The sequence below is a fragment of the Sinorhizobium sp. M4_45 genome (assembly GCF_002885915.1).
Classification (GTDB): Bacteria; Pseudomonadota; Alphaproteobacteria; order Rhizobiales; family Rhizobiaceae; genus Sinorhizobium; species Sinorhizobium meliloti_A.
Genome location: NZ_NWVE01000010.1, coordinates 149,936 through 165,776, shown reverse-complemented (window position 1 = coordinate 165,776; position 15,841 = coordinate 149,936). Strand labels below are relative to the sequence as shown.

Genomic DNA, 15,841 nt, shown 5'->3' with positions numbered 1-15,841 from the left:
GCCCTAACATAAGGCGTCGCGGAAAGGTCAGTCCGGGAATTCTTTGGACTTGGTGACCCGGTGTTGCATCTGCCGCTCCCCGAAAGAGACACGGTAATGAAGCGTTTTTACTGGGTTTAAGGTTGTCTTCTTGCTTGTGTGCAATCGCACAACAGGAGACCCGAAGGCCCGAATGACAGACTCGGAAATGCGCGCCATCGTCCAAGCCAGCTTCATGGTGCTCCAGAAGTTGATCGTCGAAGTTGCCGCAACGGTTCTGCTTGGATCGACGCCTTCCATGATGACCTCACCTCAGAAATGAAGAAGGTCGAGGAACGGCAGAAACACCGTGCAGATACCGAGCGCGCCGCAACATCACGGATGCTGATCGAAGGCGTACCGTTTCTCTGGGGCCCGGCGAGGCAATTCGCAAAGCGGCACCAAGACCGGGGGAGCTCGTTAATCCAGTCTGCCTGGCTGATCGAAGAAGAACGTCGCTCATCAAGCTCGCGCTTCGCCACCAGCGCCACCGGCATGAGAGCTGCCGGCGTTCGCTGGATCCCGGCCGTTGCCCCCAGCTGTTGTTGCCCCGGAGGCTCCGGGGATGGCCTCTTTGAAGCTGCTTTAGCCATGCAGCCAATAACGGACGAGATGTTGATCGGATCACTGCTTATGTTCATCCGTGCCGTTAATTTTCGCGACTCGCGATCGCCGTTCTTCGGTTTACAATGCTCTTGCGCCGCAGGATTTACCCGGGCGCCCTGCGGAGGAGCTTCCGCTATTGCGCCCCTAGAGAGGAGATCGGTTAATGACCTCTCAGTTCCATGCAATCGATCCCAGGATTCTCACTCCGAGCGATATCGAATTGTTGCAGAGCCTGTTCGACGAGGAGATCAAAGCCAGAAGAATGACCTATGATTGTCCTGAGGCGGCCGATCTGGCAGCCAGGCTGATAGAGCTTTATCAAAGGGGCGTCAGGAACAAGGCGAGCATACGCGAAATGCTCAAACCTGCAGCCTCGGGCGAATTGGGTTTCAAGCGCAGTTAGGCCGCCCCTCGGCGCGTGTCGCCCTCCGAAGGCGGCATGAACACGACGGCCATCCTTCTCGATCCACAGCGAGGACAGCGGAGGCGACTGGCGAGCATCGCCAGCGGAAAGTCCCTGCCCCGCGTCGCGACCAGCGTCAGCATGTCGAGATCATAAGTCCAAGTGCACTGGCGAACGGATTTCATGCCTTCGCGGTTACCGAATGCACATCGCGCTTTGAGTTGCCAACCGAGGCTGAATGCATCGCCAATTGTCTCGACCATGGCGATGAGATAATGTAAGAACAAAAGAAGAACAATCAACCGATGCTCGAACTCCCCAAATTCGGGGAGGCGACCACAGGAGGTCGTCCTTTGAGTGACGAACTGGGCGCGAAGCCTCACTACGATCTCGGGCCGTACGTCCACGACTGCGAGCATCCGGGCTGCACCAGATGGGGCAGCTTTGGCTTCGCCGTCGATCGGGCGGAGCCGCACTGGTTCTGCTCTGAGCATCAGCCGGAATGGAAGTCGCGCCATGAGGCACAGCCCCGGCGTTGACTTGGAACCCAACACCCGCTGGGCCTGTTCGGACGGTATCGGGTATCTGCGGCTCGCGGAGCGAAGAACAGATCCGCGGCGCAGCGCACGCTGCGCCGCGAGTGATTTTCGCATTTGGGTGAACCGAAGGGAAACGGCGGGCGGCCAGGTTCAGCAGCCAAAGCACCCTTGAGGAATTCCGGCCGAAGCTCAGATGTTCACGCTGTGGAAACAAGAGCAACAATGGTAGGGAGCTCGGCAGGCTTGACCGGATGTATAATCGGTACCGCATAGAAATGGAATTTGATGAGCTATGGCATGCGGCGCGCTCGCAAAGCGACATGACGAAGCGCGCAAGCCCGACAATGGAGGTGTTTCCGGACAAGCCTGGGCCGGTCATCCGCAACAACGCCTATGACCAGCGCGAACTGATGAACCCGACCGGGGGCATGCCCTCGCCGCCGACGGTTACGCCTGGGACGTGTAGTGTCGTTTCCGCCGCCATCGTCGTCGCCCGGCCACTATCCTTGCCAGCCTTCGCCGAGCGCCTCTTTCGGTTGCTGGCCGTCAAGGTGCCGATTCCGATGGCTTGCGGCCAAGTCCTTGCTCGCACTCCAAGCGATATCTCAGTATCTCGCGGAGACGCCGCATCTCCAGTCTCTCCACAGGCATCCCGTTCCTTCCTCGTCACGTCGAAGGAGAAACTTCACACCAGCAGAACACCCACGCCAGATGCTTTCCGGTGGGAGCGGCATCATCTTGGAATCAGGGGGCGACTATTTCTCGGAATCGGGGGGCGAGATCATTTCGGAATCAGGGGGCGGATTGCCTCGGAATTTGCATCATATCCGACAACCTCATATCCGAGCTGGGCTTGAGTCTGAGGTCTGCAATTTCCGTGCCCATGCCTGAAAATAGATCGGGTCAAAATCGAAATGCCCAATTGAATGACCGATTTTGCGAGCCAGGCGTAGCGGTGGTTACCGGCCCAGTCCGCCGCAGTTCGTGACGTACGGCGCAAGCGGTCCAGCCCGCTTGCGCCTAAAGATGCCTATGGCGTTGATCTTGTTCAGACCGCCTGATGCAATCTAATATTGAACATAGGACCGCGACTGTAGCGGTCGAGCGCCTTTGCACCGGCGAGAACACCCAGATCGATCAGAGGCTCCAGCAGGATAACGCCCATATAGGCAACACCGAAGGAGCTGACGGCCGCGAGGTTTTCGACGCTGAAGCCGTGGCCATACAGGGCCCAGAAGGCGACCCAAGCAACAATACCACTCTGATAGGCCGTGGAAAGCGCCAAAGCTTGCCCGTACTTCAGGTCCACATACGCGGTCCGGGCCGGAATGATCCGCTCGGCGAACAGACTGACCGCCCAAAGGGGCACCAGCAATGTTGTTACGTTCATGCCATATTGCGGCAAATCAAAGGGTGCAAAGAAAAGCCCTTGAAGAAGCAGCCCGGCTGCAAGGCCGATCGCGGCGGCGCCTGCACCAAACAGTAGAAGAAGGGTTGATCCGAGGATAAGGTGGACTTCCGAGACGCCTACAGGATGGTGCGGCAGAACTTCGAAAAAGCAGAAGACCAAAGCCGTTGTGACGATACTGCGTAACGCGAGCGCGCCCGCACCACCGTCGTTGCGAATACTGTCAGTCGCCAACTTGGCGGTGAGCCCGAAAGCCCCTGCGGCAGTGGCATAACTCAACATAATTTTGGCGCCGTCCACGACGCCTGGTTCGATATGCATGTGCTCTCCTTTCCGCACCCACCGTGCGGCATGGCAGTTGTTGAGGCGTATCGCCCGAATCTGATGGCAGGTCTCCTGGCTTGCGGGTCGTAGCTTGGTCCGCCTTATCAGCCGATCCACGGGCCAATGGCATCTCTGGACTTTGCTCGCCGCTCACAGTTGCGGGGGCAGCCACGGTTTTGGCCCCCTAGGGGTCGTCCTCACCGTATTCCCTTTTCATCCGCCTTCCCTCCAGTCGGGCGGAACCATCATCTGAACTGTTATGCTCGCGCCGGCCAAAACACAATGAAGAATGTTCGAAAGCCAGTGCTGTCAAAGGTCCCGCATTTGTCCGCTGGGCCATCCGTTCTCCACCTTGCGCCGAAAGATGATCACGCTCTGCTCAAGTCCGAAAAGAAGTGCAAGAGCCTAGAAGCGGCTGCAAAAGCCTAAGTGCGCGAGCATCAGAAATTCTCCGCCATCGTCTGAACATTTCAAATCACCGCGACTCGATTGCCGGCAGCTCTTCGACGCTCGGCTGCGGTCTCTCGCCGGCTACCACCTTCACCAGTTCGGCCTTGGAATAGGTCCACACGACCGAGCGCCAGGCGAAGAGCGCGTCTGGCGAGATCCGTGCAGATGCAAGCGGGCTAAGCCACACTGGTTAATGGCGGCCGGCGCTCGTCCAGCCTAAACTGACATCGGTCGCTCTAGCCCCTCGCAGGCGGCCGGGAGGCTCGTCACCGGCCGCAGCCCTTGACGAGCCTCGCCATCGATCCACATTGATGGAAATGGGACTGAGACATGGACGATAGCGAACCGAAATGCGCCGGCCGAAACGAGCCGGCTTCTGGCCTCTCAGATATCGCGGCGCACTGCGCGGCTTCAAATTTGATGGACTTTGCAGCGCAGCTCGCAGGCCTGGCCGAGGACCTCAAAGCCCTAGCAGCAAGGCCTATTAAGCCCATACCGGCATTTGCCGAGCCCGACGATCAGCATGAAGGCGAATTCCCCGGCATTATCTAAAAATCGAGCCCCAAGACAGTAACGCGGCAACAAGCACGTACATGGTAGCTCATCCCCTAACATGAGCTCAGCGGTTTCTATAGGCAACCTGTCATAGGGGTGCTGGGCTGGGGCCTGAAGTGACGAAGTAAGATTGGCGGGTACATCCAGTGTCACGCCATCGACGGCAAGACGCGGGTGGTGACGCCGAATTATCTTGTGTCCGATCATACTCGACCGAGGGCGAACGTATGTCGGCCGCGGTAACCACAAGCCGCCTGCACAACGGCATCACGTCGGTTTCGGAGTTGATAAGTTCACCATAAATCTCGATGGCAGCGTTTTCGGAGACAGCATCTTGGCCAAGAGACGTCGCCGCAACCACCTGGCCTCAACTTCACTGCAGATCTTCCGCGCCGGCCACTCATCAGCCATCACGATCAGGCAATAAGTATTACTTAGTTATTTCTTGCTTAATTAGACTTAAGTAGCATAGTCTGACCTCCTTCGCTTTGGGAGGAGCAAGATGGTAGAACGCGTTGAAGCCGAAAAGATTTCCAAGCAAACTTCTACTAAGGTATGGAACATTCACGTTTTTTGCCGGCGGGAACGCTTGCCTCAGGAGGAGGAAAAGCGCCTGACCAGCCTTTTTGGCGATTTCGCTGAGGCTTCGGAGTTGCTTCACAATGCCAAGCGCGCGCCGAGGTGGCGGTACTGAGATGTTGGTGACCACCCGGGGTGCACATCGTACACAGGAGTAGGTGGTAAGATAGGCGGGAATGGCCGACCGCTGCAGACAGTACGCTGTCAGCGTATTTGTGCCGGCAGGCGGCAAATCTCGACTGAGATGCCCACGACGAACCCCAAACAACTCGCAGATAAGCGCAGCACCAGATTAGTCGTCGGCGGGCTCGTTGCCCGTTGCGCGGCTAACCTTGTCCGTAGCGTTTGGATGTCTCAAGCCATCGCCCTAAATTAGTCTAAGTCTAGATCTCATTCGACCTGCCCTTCGCCTAAGGTGCCGAAAATCATTGCCGGGAGTTTCTCTCACCCGAGGAGCTCAAGTACCTCAGGGAAACGCGGGTGACTACGGATCGGGTCGAGATCCGAGTCGTATTTCACCCACCTCTTTGTTTCATGGGTGGCCCCCGGGAGAAGCTCGACTAGCAAGTCGATCGCCCGATCAGGTTCGCCCTGAAGCGCGTAAAAGCAAGCCACATTATATTTGGCCAAACGATCGTCGGGATCGATCGCCAAAGCTCGTCCCGCCCATTCCTTAGCGCGATCAATCTCGCCAAGTGCCGCAAGCCCCACAGCCCCCAAATAGGCGGGTCTTGGATTTTCCGGACGCATCATGAGCTCACGTTCGGCGCGTGCGACGCCTTCCCGCGCCGCGGTATTCATTTCCTGCTCGCGCCCGAGCGTACGGAGAACGTTAATGAGCACAAGTAAGGCCTGGTAATCGTCAGGTTTGATGTCTGCGGCGCGCTGGAAAAGCCTGGCCGCTTCGTCCAGTTTACCCTGGGTGAAGCAAGCGCGGGCATAGAAATAATGGGCCTCAAACAGATCGGGATCGAGGGCGATGGCCTGATCGAACTCCGCCATCGCTTCCGAATCTCGCTCGCGAAGCGACAGGGCGAGGCCAAGTGAAGCGTGCGCTTCTGCGAGACCGCTCTCAAGATCCAGCGCCTTTGCGCTAGTGGCCAAAATTCCGTCGATCGACACGTCAGCGTTGTAGTGAAGGAAGAGGAAAGAGTCGCAATCGGCAATTCCGGCGTAGGCCCGCGCATAAAGCGGGTCGAGTGCGACCGCCATGGCGAACATACGTTTCGCCAGAACGTAATGCGACTTTGAGTGCCAGTGCAGGAATTGCCGTCCTCTAAGGTAATACGCATAGGCCTCGAAGTTCGCGGTAGGCACTCGACCGATGTCCTTTTTCTCCTCCGGAAGCAGTTTGACCTTCAAGTGGTCCACGATGGTATGGGTGATCTCGTCTTGAAGGGCGAAGATTTCGGTGAGGTCCCAATCATAGCGATCGGCCCAGAGATGACCACCGGCCTTGCCCTCGACGAGTTGCGCAGTGACGCGCACACGCGAGCCGACCCTACGCACGCTTCCTTCTAGGATATAGCCAACCCTGAGATCTTGGCTCACCTGCTGCACCTTCACCGGCTTATTCTTGTAGGTATATACCGTATTGCGGGCGACAACGAACAGGCCGGAGATTTTCGAGAGGTCGGTGATGATGTCCTCCGTGATCCCATCGCTGAAATATTCTTGCTCAGGGTCACCGCTTATATTGTTGAAGGGCAGCACCGCGATGGACGGCTTCTCGATCTCCCAAGGGTCTTGGCTGCCTGTATCGGAGCCGACCGTTTTTTGAGCCGCCGGAAAATCCAGAGAAATGCTGTAGGCGCGCACTGGCCGGTCGATGTTCTTGAGCGCCTGCTCGCCCATGTCCTCAAATCGAAGATCCAGCCTGTTGCCAACGTTATCTCGCACGGCCGCAGATACGGCGATACCGCCCGGCGCCGCAATTTTTTCGAGGCGCACAGCCACGTTGACGCCGTCCCCGAAAATGTCGTCGCTTTCGACGATTACGTCGCCAAGATTGATGCCCATGCGAAGCTCGATGCGGCTTGGCCGCGGCACATCCGCATTGCGCTCTAGCATACACCGCTGGACCGTGGCAGCACAGGTGACTGCATTCACGACGCTTGGAAACTCCGCCAGGAATCCATCGCCGGTGAGCTTGACGATACGCCCCTCATACTCGGCGATCTTGGGGTCGATTAGGTCCTTTCGGTGCGATTTCCATGCCGCATGAGTACCTGCCTCATCCCGGGCCATGAGGCGGCTATAGGTCACTACGTCTGCGGCAAGGATGGCCGTCAGACGTCTGTGCACGGTCGGATCGTCCATGTGACCACCCAGTTTTCGTGTACTGCCACGCTCGGGGTGCCATGTCCCAGGCCAAAGGCGATTATACTCCAGCGGCTAGTGAATGTCTCTGTCGGGCGAGCCGAAAACGGTCGAACTTGCGCTTCAATTTAGCCAAGCCGCGCAACAGAAATGTCGTGCGCCTCTTATAGCTCTTCGCACCTCGTACGCATCGATAACGCGCTGGAACGATTGAGAGTGAACTCGGTTAGGGCCCCAAAAAGAACAGGAATATCAACATGGACGAGACATGGGATGAATGCGTGATCGTCGCGGTTCCCAATCTGGATGGTGTCCAGATCGTGTGGTCGCCCACGTTTGCAGCTCGCCTACTTAGCGAAAACTGGCCGAAGATGGACGGACGCACATACGCTGCTGCTTTGAACGCATGCACAGATGCGATGCTCGGCGCCGCCCCTGCCGCGCCGGCACGAGACGCTTTCCTAGCAGCGATTGAAGAGGCGAAGCTCAAGACCTTCAGCTGAGGTAACGCCGGTTCCAACCCTTTTGCAGAGAGCTGCGGCAGCACGACGCAGGCGAGAAAGCTTGTCTTTGGCCCTCGACCACGGCTCGAGCGCTCGATCTCGGATCGGTGGCTCGACCTTCACGCGCTCTCGGCTCCAGCCCCTCGATGATGGTGACGTCGCTTTATGCTGCCTCCTGCGCATCATGAGAGGGTCGCACTCTACGTCGCAATCACCCGTCTTCGCGGCTGCTGTGAACTCTCGAGCGAATGATCGATGTGCGCAGGCGCACCAATCGATCGGCACTGCCAGAACAGGCAAAGCCGAGCGGCCATAAGCCGCGCGGCTGCATCGGCAGCTTCCGAGGTCTCAATCACACGTCTGCCGATCGGATCGCTGACCCTGCCACGTGCACATCACATGCAAATGGCACGGCTTCTGCAGACTGGAATCTCGCTGACTGGATCAGTCGGCTCGGACCGTGGCCTTGCCTTCCTCTACCAGCCGTTTCGCCGCATCTTCAATCGTTATTCGTTCGAAGGCGAGTTCGTCGGCGATGGGGCGCAGCACGCGCTGGTCGAACTCGGTCGATCCGAGCGGCGCCGGCGACGGATAGCTGCCCACCTGATCCTTGAGGGCATTGATGTATTTCACCGTTTCCGTCTCCGTCGGGTTGAGCGAAGGCAGGATGGCTTCGCGAACCGTCGGCGACATGGGTACGCCGCGCTCGACGCCGAGGATCTTGCCGGCCTCGACATCATTGACGAAGAAGTTGATGAATTTGGCGGCCGCTTCCCCGTTTTCCGTCGACGCGCCGATGCTCCAGATCAGCGCCGGGCGATAGTAATGGCCGGAGGGGCCGCCCTTCTCGGCACGTGGCAGCATGCCGATACCGAGCTTGCTTTTCATGATGAGCTGATAGCCGACCATCTGGTTGGAATAGGCCATGCCCATGGCCGAGTAGCCGAGCGCCAGGCAATTGGTGTCGATCGTGTTCTGGTCGAGCGTCTGGATATCGGCGCCGACGGTGCCGCCGCGCTTGCGCAGTTCCTCCCAATAGGCATACCACTCCTTCGCCTCCTCGGCGCCGAATCCAAGGCCGGTATCGGTGTAGAGGCTGCTGCCACGCTGGCGGAGCCAGGCGTCGAAAACATAGGCATAGCGGGCTCCATAGGGTCCGCCCCGGACATTCTTCTTGCCGGCCGCCTTGGTCATCTCGACGGCGATGTCGGCATATTCCGCCCAGGTGGTGTCGATCCCGGGCGGCGTGATGCCGGCTTTGGCGAAGGCATCGGCGTCGTAGAACAGCGCGAAGGAATTGAGGCCGAGGCCGATACCCCAGAGCTTTCCGTCCACCGTGGTCAGCTTCAGCACGTCCTTGCCAAAGGCGTCGACTTCGAGCGCCGAAGGGATGAAGGGGTCGAGCGCCATGCAGGCGCCGCGCTTTGAATAATCGGAAATCGTGCTGGGCTCGAGCTGGAAGATATCGGCAATGGCGCGGCCGGCCATCTGGGTGGCGAGCTTCGTCCAATACCCGTCTCCGCTCAAGCTCTCGCCGATGATCCGGATATCCGGGTTCTTCTCCTCGAAAAGCTTGGCGACCGCCAATGTCCGTTTCGAGCGGTCGTTCGATCCCCACCACATCGCGCGCAACTGCACGCTTTCGGCGGCAAAGCCGGAGCGGGAACCGAGGGCGATACCCGTCGCCGCGCCAGCCGCGCCGACCATGAAACCGCGTCTGTTGAGTAGCATGCCAGTTCTCCCCTGTGCTGCCCTGCCCGGCGCTCTCCTCCGGCGCCTGCAGGTTTCAATCAGCGCAAGAGATTATGCAAAAATCGTCTATGCGCAATATTTCTTTTCGATCTTGCAAATTTGCGTTGATTGCGCAATGTTTGCACCATGATCGAAAGACCCTCCAGAAGACTCCGTCAAGCCGACATTGCCGCACAAGCAGGCGTTTCCGTCTCCACCGTCTCACGCGTCCTCGCGAATGAGCCCGGCATCAGCGAGGATGTCCGAGTACAGATCCTCAAAGTCGCCAACGACCTCGGCTACCCTCTCAAAGTCAGTGCGGCGGCAGGCCCTCGCACCCTGGCGCTGATCGCAAGCAACGGCGTCACGGGTAATCTGAGCGCATTTTACCAGGGCGTTGTCGATGGCCTGCGCTCCGAGGCTGCCGAGCAGGGCATGTCATTCGACATCCGCCTCGTGAACGAGGCGAAGGCGACGCCGCAAGCCGTTGGTGGACATATGCAATCGGTCGGTGCGCAAGGGCTTTTCCTGGTCGGCATAGATCCCTGCGAGGCTCTTGCGGAATGGCTCGTGGAAAGCCATACCCCCATCGTCCTCGTCAACGGCGTCGATCCGGAATTCCGATTCGACGGTGTCTCGCCGCCGAACTTCTTCGGCGCCTTCGCGGCGACGCGGATGCTCCTGGACGCCGGCCACCGGCGTATCCTCCATCTGACCGGATCGCATCGGCATACGATCCGCGAGCGCGTGCGCGGCTTCGAAGCGGCCGTCGCCTCCGTGGATGGCGGCGATGTCCGTGTCGTCCGCCTGCCGTTCGCGAACAACTCCAGCGCCGAAGCCCATGCGGCAACGCTCGCCACTCTTGCCGAGGACGAGGGTTTCACCGCGGCTTTCTGCATGAACGACTTCATCGCCGTCGGCGTTCTCGAAGCGGTGACCGAACTCGGCCGGCGCGTACCGGACGATTTCGCGATCATTGGTTTCGACGACCTGCCCTGCGCCGACATGGCCAATCCGCGCCTTTCGACTATGCGTGTCGATCGCGCAGCACTCGGCCGCGAAGCGGTCGCCATGATGCAGTTTCGCTTCCGCCATCCGGACGTGCCCGCCCGGCATGTCACTCACGCCGTCGTCCCGGTGCCCGGCGGCACAATTGCCACGAAAGACAATCCATGACCTATGATCCCGCCAGCGCCAACCCGCTTGCCGGAAATCCGCTCGAGACACGCGGCGAAATGCAGCGCGCGCTGCTTGATCTCTTCGATCCGCTGGTCCCCTTTTTCTCCAGAGGAAATGCGCGGGTCCGTCTCGACGCCGCCGCGGCTCATTTCGACCGGGCCGCTGCCGATCTGGAAGGCTTTGCGCGGCCTCTCTGGGGTCTTGCTCCCTTTGCCGCAGGCGGCGGAAGTTTCGCGCATTGGGACCGTTATGCGGACGGGATCGCCAACGGCACCGACCCTGAACATCCGGAATATTGGGGACAAGTGAACGGCCGGGACCAGCGCATGGTGGAACTTGCCGCCCTCGGCTTCGCCCTGGCGCTGGCGCCGGAGAAACTGTGGGATCCCTTGAGCGGGCGTGCAAGAGACAATCTCGTCTCTTATCTCCTCCATGCCCGCAAGTTCGACTACGCCGACAATAACTGGAAGTTCTTTCGCGTTTTCGTCGACATCGCTCTCGATCGCCTTGGCATCGAGCACGATCGCAGCCTGACAAAGGCCTATATCGCGGAACTGGACGGCTTTTATATCGGGGACGGCTGGTATCGCGACGGCAATGTGCGGCGCGTCGACCACTACATCGCCTTTGCCATGCACTTCTACGGGCTGATCTATGCGCGCCTCGTCGAAGACGACCATGCGAAACGGTATCGCGAGCGGGCGGTCGCCTTCGCCCAGGATTTCCGCCACTGGTTCGCCGAAGACGGAGCGACCCTCCCCTTCGGCCGTAGTCTCACCTATCGCTTTGCCTGCGCCGGCTTCTGGGCAGCACTGGCCTTTGCCGACCTCGAGGCGCTGCCCTGGGGCGAGATCAAGGGGCTCTGCCTCCGCCACCTCAGATGGTGGGCAGACAAGCCGATAGCGGATCGGGACGGCGTTCTCTCCATCGGCTACGGCTATCCGAACCTCCTGATGTCGGAAAACTACAATTCGGCCGGTTCGCCCTATTGGGCCTTCAAGGCTTTCCTGCCGCTTGGCGTCGGCGAAGAACATCCCTTCTGGACGAGCGCGGAAGAAGCGCTGCGGCCGCTGACCGAACCGGTTGCCCTTCGCCATCCGGGCATGGTCATGATGCAGGTCGGAGGGGACGTGGTGGCGCTTTCCTCCGGCCAAGAAAACCGCCAGATGCGTTTCGGCTCGGAGAAATATGCGAAATTCGCCTATTCGACGCGCTACGCCTTCAGCGTCGAGAGCGACGAACGGGCATTTGCCGGCGGCGCCTTCGATTCGATGCTGGCATTCAGCGACGACGGCGTTCATTACCGGGTGCGCGAGGCCAATGAGGTGGTACGGCTTGCGGATGATGTGCTGTTTTCCAAATGGTCACCGTGGCCGGACGTCGTTGTCGAGACGTGGCTTGTTCCCGCTTCGCCCTGGCACGTGCGCGTGCACCGGATCACGACGCCCCGGCCTTTTCAGACCGCTGAAGGTGGCTTCGCCATTCCCCGACGGGATTTCGAGGCCGACACGTTGGTCGCCGCGGAAGGGACGGCCCACGCAATCGGCGCGGAAGATTTCAGCGGGATCCGCGATCTCGGCTCGACCGTCCGGCGCGAAGGCCTCGTCCAGAAGGCGTCGCCTAACACCAATCTGATTGCCGCAAAGACACTGGTGCCGCAGTTGCGGGCCAAAATCCCCACGGGGGAAACAATACTCGCCTGCGCCGTGCTCGCCGGCCGCAACACTTCTGCCGCTGCCGAAGACTGGTCCAACCCGCCGTCGATGCCCGATATGGAGGCGCTCGACGCGCTCAGGGCGGAAGGCTTGACCGTCAGCGCCATGCAAGCGCCCGGATCAATGCCATGACCCTCCCGACCGTCGTCTTTGCAATGCAGCCGGAAAGGACCCGTTATGTTCTGACGCCGGAACTTTTCGCGCGGCTCGGCGCCTTTGCCCGAATACCGGATCAGCGCCCGGTGACGGAGTTCGCCGATGAGCGGTCGCAGCAATTGCTGGCGGAGGCAGAGGTCCTGGTGACCGGCTGGGGCGCGCCGTTCATCGATGCAGCCGTCCTCGCCCGGGCGCGGCGCCTACGCCTCATCGTTCATGCCGCCGGCACGATCAAGGGACTCGTCGGCGAGAGCGTGTTCGATGCGGGGGTCAAGGTCAGCCACGCGGCGGAGGCTAATGCCGTGCCAGTCGCCGAGTTTACCCTCGCAGCGATTATTTTCGCGGGCAAGCAGGTGTTCCGCTTCCGCGATGTCTATGCGGCCGACCACGGGCGCGAGCGCACCCAGATTCTTCAGGGCGAAGCGATCGGAAATCATCGCCGTACCGTGGGGATCGTCGGGGCATCGCGGATCGGGCGCCGCGTGATCGAGCTGCTGCGTCTACTCGACTATCGATTGCTGCTCTATGATCCGCTGGTCAGCGACGGCGAAGCCATGGCTCTCAAGGCAGAGAAGGTCGATCTCGATACGTTGATGGCCCGGTCCGATATCGTGTCGCTGCACGCGCCGCTGCTGCCCGAAACCCGGCACATGATCGACAACCGCCAACTCGCCCTCATGAAGGACGGCGCGACGCTGATCAACACGGCGCGCGGCGCGTTGGTGGATGAGGCGGCACTCATCGAAAAACTGCAGTCGGGCGCGATCAATGCCGTGATCGACGTTACCGACCCCGAAATCCCCGACGAAAGCTCACCGCTTTACGCCCTGCCGAACGTATTTCTGACGCCGCATATTGCGGGCGCCATCGGTTTGGAACGCACGCGCCTCGGGGAAATGGCGGTCGATGAAGTGGCGCGGTTCCTCGAAGGCAGGCCGCTCCTGTTCGAGGTTCACAAGCGGGATCTGGGGCGCATGGCATGAACGCTTTCGAACCGGCCCTCTGCACGGTCACCTTCCGCAAGCTGCCCGCCGACGAAATCGTCGCGCTGGCAGCGAAGGCGAGGCTCGCCGCTATCGAATGGGCGGGAGACGCCCATGTTCCTCCGGGCGACGCGTCCACCGCCCGCACTGTCGGGTACCTGTGCGAACGCGCGGGTCTGAAGACCTCCTATGGCTCCTATATCGCTCCGCCGACCGACGATCTTTCCGCCCTCGCGCCCGCCCTGGCAACGGCGGTCGCACTTGGTGCCTCCAACCTCCGCATCTGGCCCGGCACGCGGCAGCGCGATTCCAGAGTATACAGCCCCGAAGAACGGCGGACCGTGGCGAATGTGATCCGCGACATGGCCGCGGAAGCCGCCCGGCACGGCGTCACGGTCTCGCTGGAATATCACCCACAGACCCTGACGGACGAGACCGGGTCGGCGCTCAGCCTGATCGAGGCGGTCGCGCACCCGAATGTCTATCTCTACTGGCAGCCGCGGCCTGGGCTCCCGCTCGATGAGGCCCTCGTGGAGATCGCTCGCATCGGCGAGCACATTTCGCATCTCCATGTCTTCGCCTGGGATGGCGACCGCAACCGCTTACCCCTGGCATCCGCCGCCGACTACTGGCGAGCCGTGCTGGCCGCCATCCCGTCGTCGCGCTGGACCGGCCGGCGTTTTGCCATGCTTGAATTCGTGGCTGGAGACGATCCGGGGGCCTTTCTGGCTGATGCGGCGACGCTGAGAAAAATCCTAGAGGCGGAGTTTCCGCCAGGCGCCTCTGCCATTGCAGGCGGAGATTGACTGCTTTTTGCTCTTTGGGATCAGCGCCGCCACCACTGCCTTTTTCTATATGGTTGTCCTACTTGCGCCACGTGCTTAGTGAATTGCCACAGCGCGCAACAGATACTGACATCACCGATCTCTTGCCCTTCAACTTCACCAAAGCAGCCGCTGCCTGATCCAATGCAGCCGTCGCACAGCGACCCGGTCAAACGGGCCGCGTCAACGCGCATGGAAATGAGCGCTTACAAACAAAGTGCGGCACCTATGGACGCAAGTCGGTAAGTCACGAACGTGATTGGTCGCAGGCTGCTGCGCGAACACCGGTCTCGCCTGACCAGGAAACCTGAGCAAGGCGCCGAATCCAGTCACATTTGAGGGAACAGTTTGCCAAACTGCGCGTTCACGGGAACCATATTTCCGGGGGACATGCGTTGGAGTCGGTTACCATATTGCTCGCAGAAGATGAAACTCTCCTGCTATTGGACTTCGAAGACGCTCTTAAAGAGGCCGGGTTCATGGTCTTGACGGTGACGAGCGGCAAGAAGGCAATCGAGCACTTGAAAGCCGCAGAGTCTTCCATCGCCGGAATAGTCACGGACATCCGCTTCGCTGAATCCCCTAGCGGTTGGGATGTCGCCCGCATTGCAAGGGAGATCGACCCGGAGATGCCGGTAGTCTACATCAGCGGGGACAGTGCTCCCGATTGGGCTTCTCAAGGCGTTCCCAAGAGTATCATGATCGAAAAGCCTTTCGTCATGACACAATTGATCGTTGCAATTTCGCAGTTGCTAAACGACAGGACTGCAGGAGCTGCAACTTTGGAATGACCTGGAGGTAACCCCCTCGCGCCGGGGCTGAGTGCTTTCGTTGGGTGGTCTTGACGCATGCAAAGAAACCGCTTCGTGGTGACGACTTCCTCAGTGGACCTGTAACTCAGGAGCGGACCAGTTCATCCAATCCGCCAGTAGGCGACGCTCTTCGGTCGGCTTACCGAGGTGCTCCGGCCAGGATTTCTCCGCCGATAGGCTCCGGGCTACTATAGGCGCTTGCCAGTACGAACGGTATGTTCCGCTCGCGCAGAGCCTCGGCCAGCCGTGTTACGGAACCGTCCCAGAGGTGATGTCAAGAATTGCCACAGCCGGCAATTCGCGAGCCAAAAATTCAAACGCCTCCTTCACGGTTGCGGCAGTTCCGAGCACGCACCAGCCGTGTCGCTCGAGCAGCAGCTGTAAATCCATCGCGATGAGGAACTCTTCGTTCACGACAAGCACGGTCTTATGCATGTGACCAGCCTCGATTTATGAGACCGATCCTAACGGTGAGAGGATCTCGACGATCAAACCGTAAGGTGCACAGTCAGTTCCACCCGTCCTGCCAATTCGCGGCTGACAGCGAACTCGATAAGCTGCGTGCCGAAACCGGAGGAGGACGGCGGAGTTACCGAAGGGCCGCCGCTCTCTTGCTACACCAGCCGGACACTTGGAGCACTCGCTTCTTCAACCTCCCAGCGGACGCGAACCTGTCCGGAGGGTGTTGAAAGCGCGCCATATTTGATCGCATTGGTCGCGAGCTCGTGAACAATCAG

At 59.9% G+C, this 15,841-nt stretch carries 15 protein-coding genes and 1 riboswitch; of the genes, 10 read left to right on the top strand and 5 right to left on the bottom strand.

Annotated elements, in window-relative coordinates:
• Positions 1 to 27: 27 nt before the first annotated feature.
• The gene (locus tag CN933_RS31715) at positions 28 to 279 is read right to left on the bottom strand and encodes a hypothetical protein (protein WP_210204021.1); all 252 of its coding nucleotides are present in this window, start codon (positions 277 to 279) and stop codon (positions 28 to 30) included.
• 508 nt (positions 280 to 787) lie between these two features.
• Here CN933_RS31715 and CN933_RS24875 point away from each other — a divergent pair.
• Together CN933_RS24875 and CN933_RS32045 are read left to right on the top strand one after the other, a co-directional pair.
• On the top strand, positions 788 to 1,027 hold the full coding sequence (locus tag CN933_RS24875) for a hypothetical protein (RefSeq protein WP_102762738.1): 240 nt from the start codon (positions 788 to 790) through the stop codon (positions 1,025 to 1,027).
• Between the two features lie 353 nt (positions 1,028 to 1,380).
• Positions 1,381 to 1,566: an EsV-1-7 cysteine-rich motif-containing protein gene (locus CN933_RS32045; RefSeq protein WP_102762801.1), complete on the top strand. Its 186-nt coding sequence runs from the start codon at positions 1,381 to 1,383 to the stop codon at positions 1,564 to 1,566.
• A gap of 1,048 nt (positions 1,567 to 2,614) precedes the next feature.
• Here CN933_RS32045 and CN933_RS24850 read toward each other — a convergent pair.
• A complete protein-coding gene (locus tag CN933_RS24850) occupies positions 2,615 to 3,295 on the bottom strand; it encodes an energy-coupling factor ABC transporter permease (RefSeq protein WP_102762736.1) in 681 nt (226 codons plus the stop codon).
• A gap of 48 nt (positions 3,296 to 3,343) precedes the next feature.
• Positions 3,344 to 3,560, bottom strand: a riboswitch (cobalamin riboswitch).
• A 518-nt stretch (positions 3,561 to 4,078) separates the two neighbouring features.
• On the opposite strand from CN933_RS24850, the gene CN933_RS24845 reads away from it, so the two are divergent.
• Positions 4,079 to 4,300 carry a hypothetical protein gene (locus CN933_RS24845; RefSeq protein ID WP_102762735.1) on the top strand — a complete coding sequence of 74 codons (222 nt, stop codon included), beginning with the start codon at positions 4,079 to 4,081 and terminating at the stop codon, positions 4,298 to 4,300.
• 505 nt (positions 4,301 to 4,805) lie between these two features.
• Entirely contained in the window at positions 4,806 to 4,997 is a 192-nt protein-coding gene (locus CN933_RS24840) for a hypothetical protein (protein WP_102762734.1), read from the top strand.
• 329 nt (positions 4,998 to 5,326) lie between these two features.
• Here the strand turns inward: CN933_RS24840 and CN933_RS24835 are convergent, their stop codons facing one another.
• Complete coding sequence (locus CN933_RS24835) at positions 5,327 to 7,201, bottom strand: adenylate/guanylate cyclase domain-containing protein (protein ID WP_102762733.1); 1,875 nt, start codon at positions 7,199 to 7,201, stop codon at positions 5,327 to 5,329.
• A 257-nt stretch (positions 7,202 to 7,458) separates the two neighbouring features.
• Here CN933_RS24835 and CN933_RS24830 point away from each other — a divergent pair, with 257 nt between their 5' ends.
• Complete coding sequence (locus CN933_RS24830; protein WP_102762732.1) at positions 7,459 to 7,704, top strand: DUF982 domain-containing protein; 246 nt, start codon at positions 7,459 to 7,461, stop codon at positions 7,702 to 7,704.
• Positions 7,705 to 8,148: 444 nt separating this feature from the next.
• Here the strand turns inward: CN933_RS24830 and CN933_RS24825 are convergent, their stop codons facing one another.
• Positions 8,149 to 9,435, bottom strand: a complete 1,287-nt coding sequence (locus CN933_RS24825) for an ABC transporter substrate-binding protein (protein WP_102762731.1) — start codon at positions 9,433 to 9,435, stop codon at positions 8,149 to 8,151.
• Between the two features lie 147 nt (positions 9,436 to 9,582).
• On the opposite strand from CN933_RS24825, the gene CN933_RS24820 reads away from it, so the two are divergent.
• The 5 genes from CN933_RS24820 to CN933_RS24800 all read left to right on the top strand — a co-directional run bounded on the left by CN933_RS24820 (position 9,583) and on the right by CN933_RS24800 (position 15,083).
• Positions 9,583 to 10,611, top strand: coding sequence for a LacI family DNA-binding transcriptional regulator (locus CN933_RS24820; protein WP_102762730.1), 1,029 nt, complete (start codon positions 9,583 to 9,585; stop codon positions 10,609 to 10,611).
• Entirely contained in the window at positions 10,608 to 12,461 is a 1,854-nt protein-coding gene (locus tag CN933_RS24815; protein WP_102762729.1) for a DUF2264 domain-containing protein, read from the top strand. The genes CN933_RS24820 and CN933_RS24815 overlap by 4 nt, the downstream gene beginning before the upstream one ends.
• Positions 12,458 to 13,468, top strand: a complete 1,011-nt coding sequence (locus tag CN933_RS24810) for a hydroxyacid dehydrogenase (protein WP_102762728.1) — start codon at positions 12,458 to 12,460, stop codon at positions 13,466 to 13,468. The genes CN933_RS24815 and CN933_RS24810 overlap by 4 nt, the downstream gene beginning before the upstream one ends.
• Positions 13,465 to 14,274 carry a sugar phosphate isomerase/epimerase family protein gene (locus tag CN933_RS24805; RefSeq protein WP_102762727.1) on the top strand — a complete coding sequence of 270 codons (810 nt, stop codon included), beginning with the start codon at positions 13,465 to 13,467 and terminating at the stop codon, positions 14,272 to 14,274. The genes CN933_RS24810 and CN933_RS24805 overlap by 4 nt, the downstream gene beginning before the upstream one ends.
• Before the next feature lie 413 nt (positions 14,275 to 14,687).
• Positions 14,688 to 15,083: a response regulator gene (locus CN933_RS24800; protein ID WP_026168991.1), complete on the top strand. Its 396-nt coding sequence runs from the start codon at positions 14,688 to 14,690 to the stop codon at positions 15,081 to 15,083.
• 270 nt (positions 15,084 to 15,353) lie between these two features.
• Here the strand turns inward: CN933_RS24800 and CN933_RS32440 are convergent, their stop codons facing one another.
• Positions 15,354 to 15,539 (bottom strand): response regulator, encoded by a 186-nt coding sequence (locus CN933_RS32440; RefSeq protein ID WP_348627620.1) that lies wholly within the window; start codon positions 15,537 to 15,539, stop codon positions 15,354 to 15,356.
• Positions 15,540 to 15,841: the final 302 nt, after the last annotated feature.

Coding starts and splice junctions, on each gene's coding strand:
- CN933_RS24875 (WP_102762738.1), top strand. CDS start 788: ATGACCTCTCAGTTCCATGCAATCGATCCCAGGATTCTCACTCCGAGC.
- CN933_RS24840 (WP_102762734.1), top strand. CDS start 4,806: ATGGTAGAACGCGTTGAAGCCGAAAAGATTTCCAAGCAAACTTCTACT.
- CN933_RS24815 (WP_102762729.1), top strand. CDS start 10,608: ATGACCTATGATCCCGCCAGCGCCAACCCGCTTGCCGGAAATCCGCTC.
- CN933_RS24850 (WP_102762736.1), bottom strand. CDS start 3,295: ATGCATATCGAACCAGGCGTCGTGGACGGCGCCAAAATTATGTTGAGT.
- CN933_RS24820 (WP_102762730.1), top strand. CDS start 9,583: ATGATCGAAAGACCCTCCAGAAGACTCCGTCAAGCCGACATTGCCGCA.
- CN933_RS24825 (WP_102762731.1), bottom strand. CDS start 9,435: ATGCTACTCAACAGACGCGGTTTCATGGTCGGCGCGGCTGGCGCGGCG.
- CN933_RS31715 (WP_210204021.1), bottom strand. CDS start 279: ATGGAAGGCGTCGATCCAAGCAGAACCGTTGCGGCAACTTCGACGATC.
- CN933_RS24810 (WP_102762728.1), top strand. CDS start 12,458: ATGACCCTCCCGACCGTCGTCTTTGCAATGCAGCCGGAAAGGACCCGT.
- CN933_RS32440 (WP_348627620.1), bottom strand. CDS start 15,539: ATGCATAAGACCGTGCTTGTCGTGAACGAAGAGTTCCTCATCGCGATG.
- CN933_RS24835 (WP_102762733.1), bottom strand. CDS start 7,201: ATGGACGATCCGACCGTGCACAGACGTCTGACGGCCATCCTTGCCGCA.
- CN933_RS24805 (WP_102762727.1), top strand. CDS start 13,465: ATGAACGCTTTCGAACCGGCCCTCTGCACGGTCACCTTCCGCAAGCTG.
- CN933_RS24845 (WP_102762735.1), top strand. CDS start 4,079: ATGGACGATAGCGAACCGAAATGCGCCGGCCGAAACGAGCCGGCTTCT.
- CN933_RS24830 (WP_102762732.1), top strand. CDS start 7,459: ATGGACGAGACATGGGATGAATGCGTGATCGTCGCGGTTCCCAATCTG.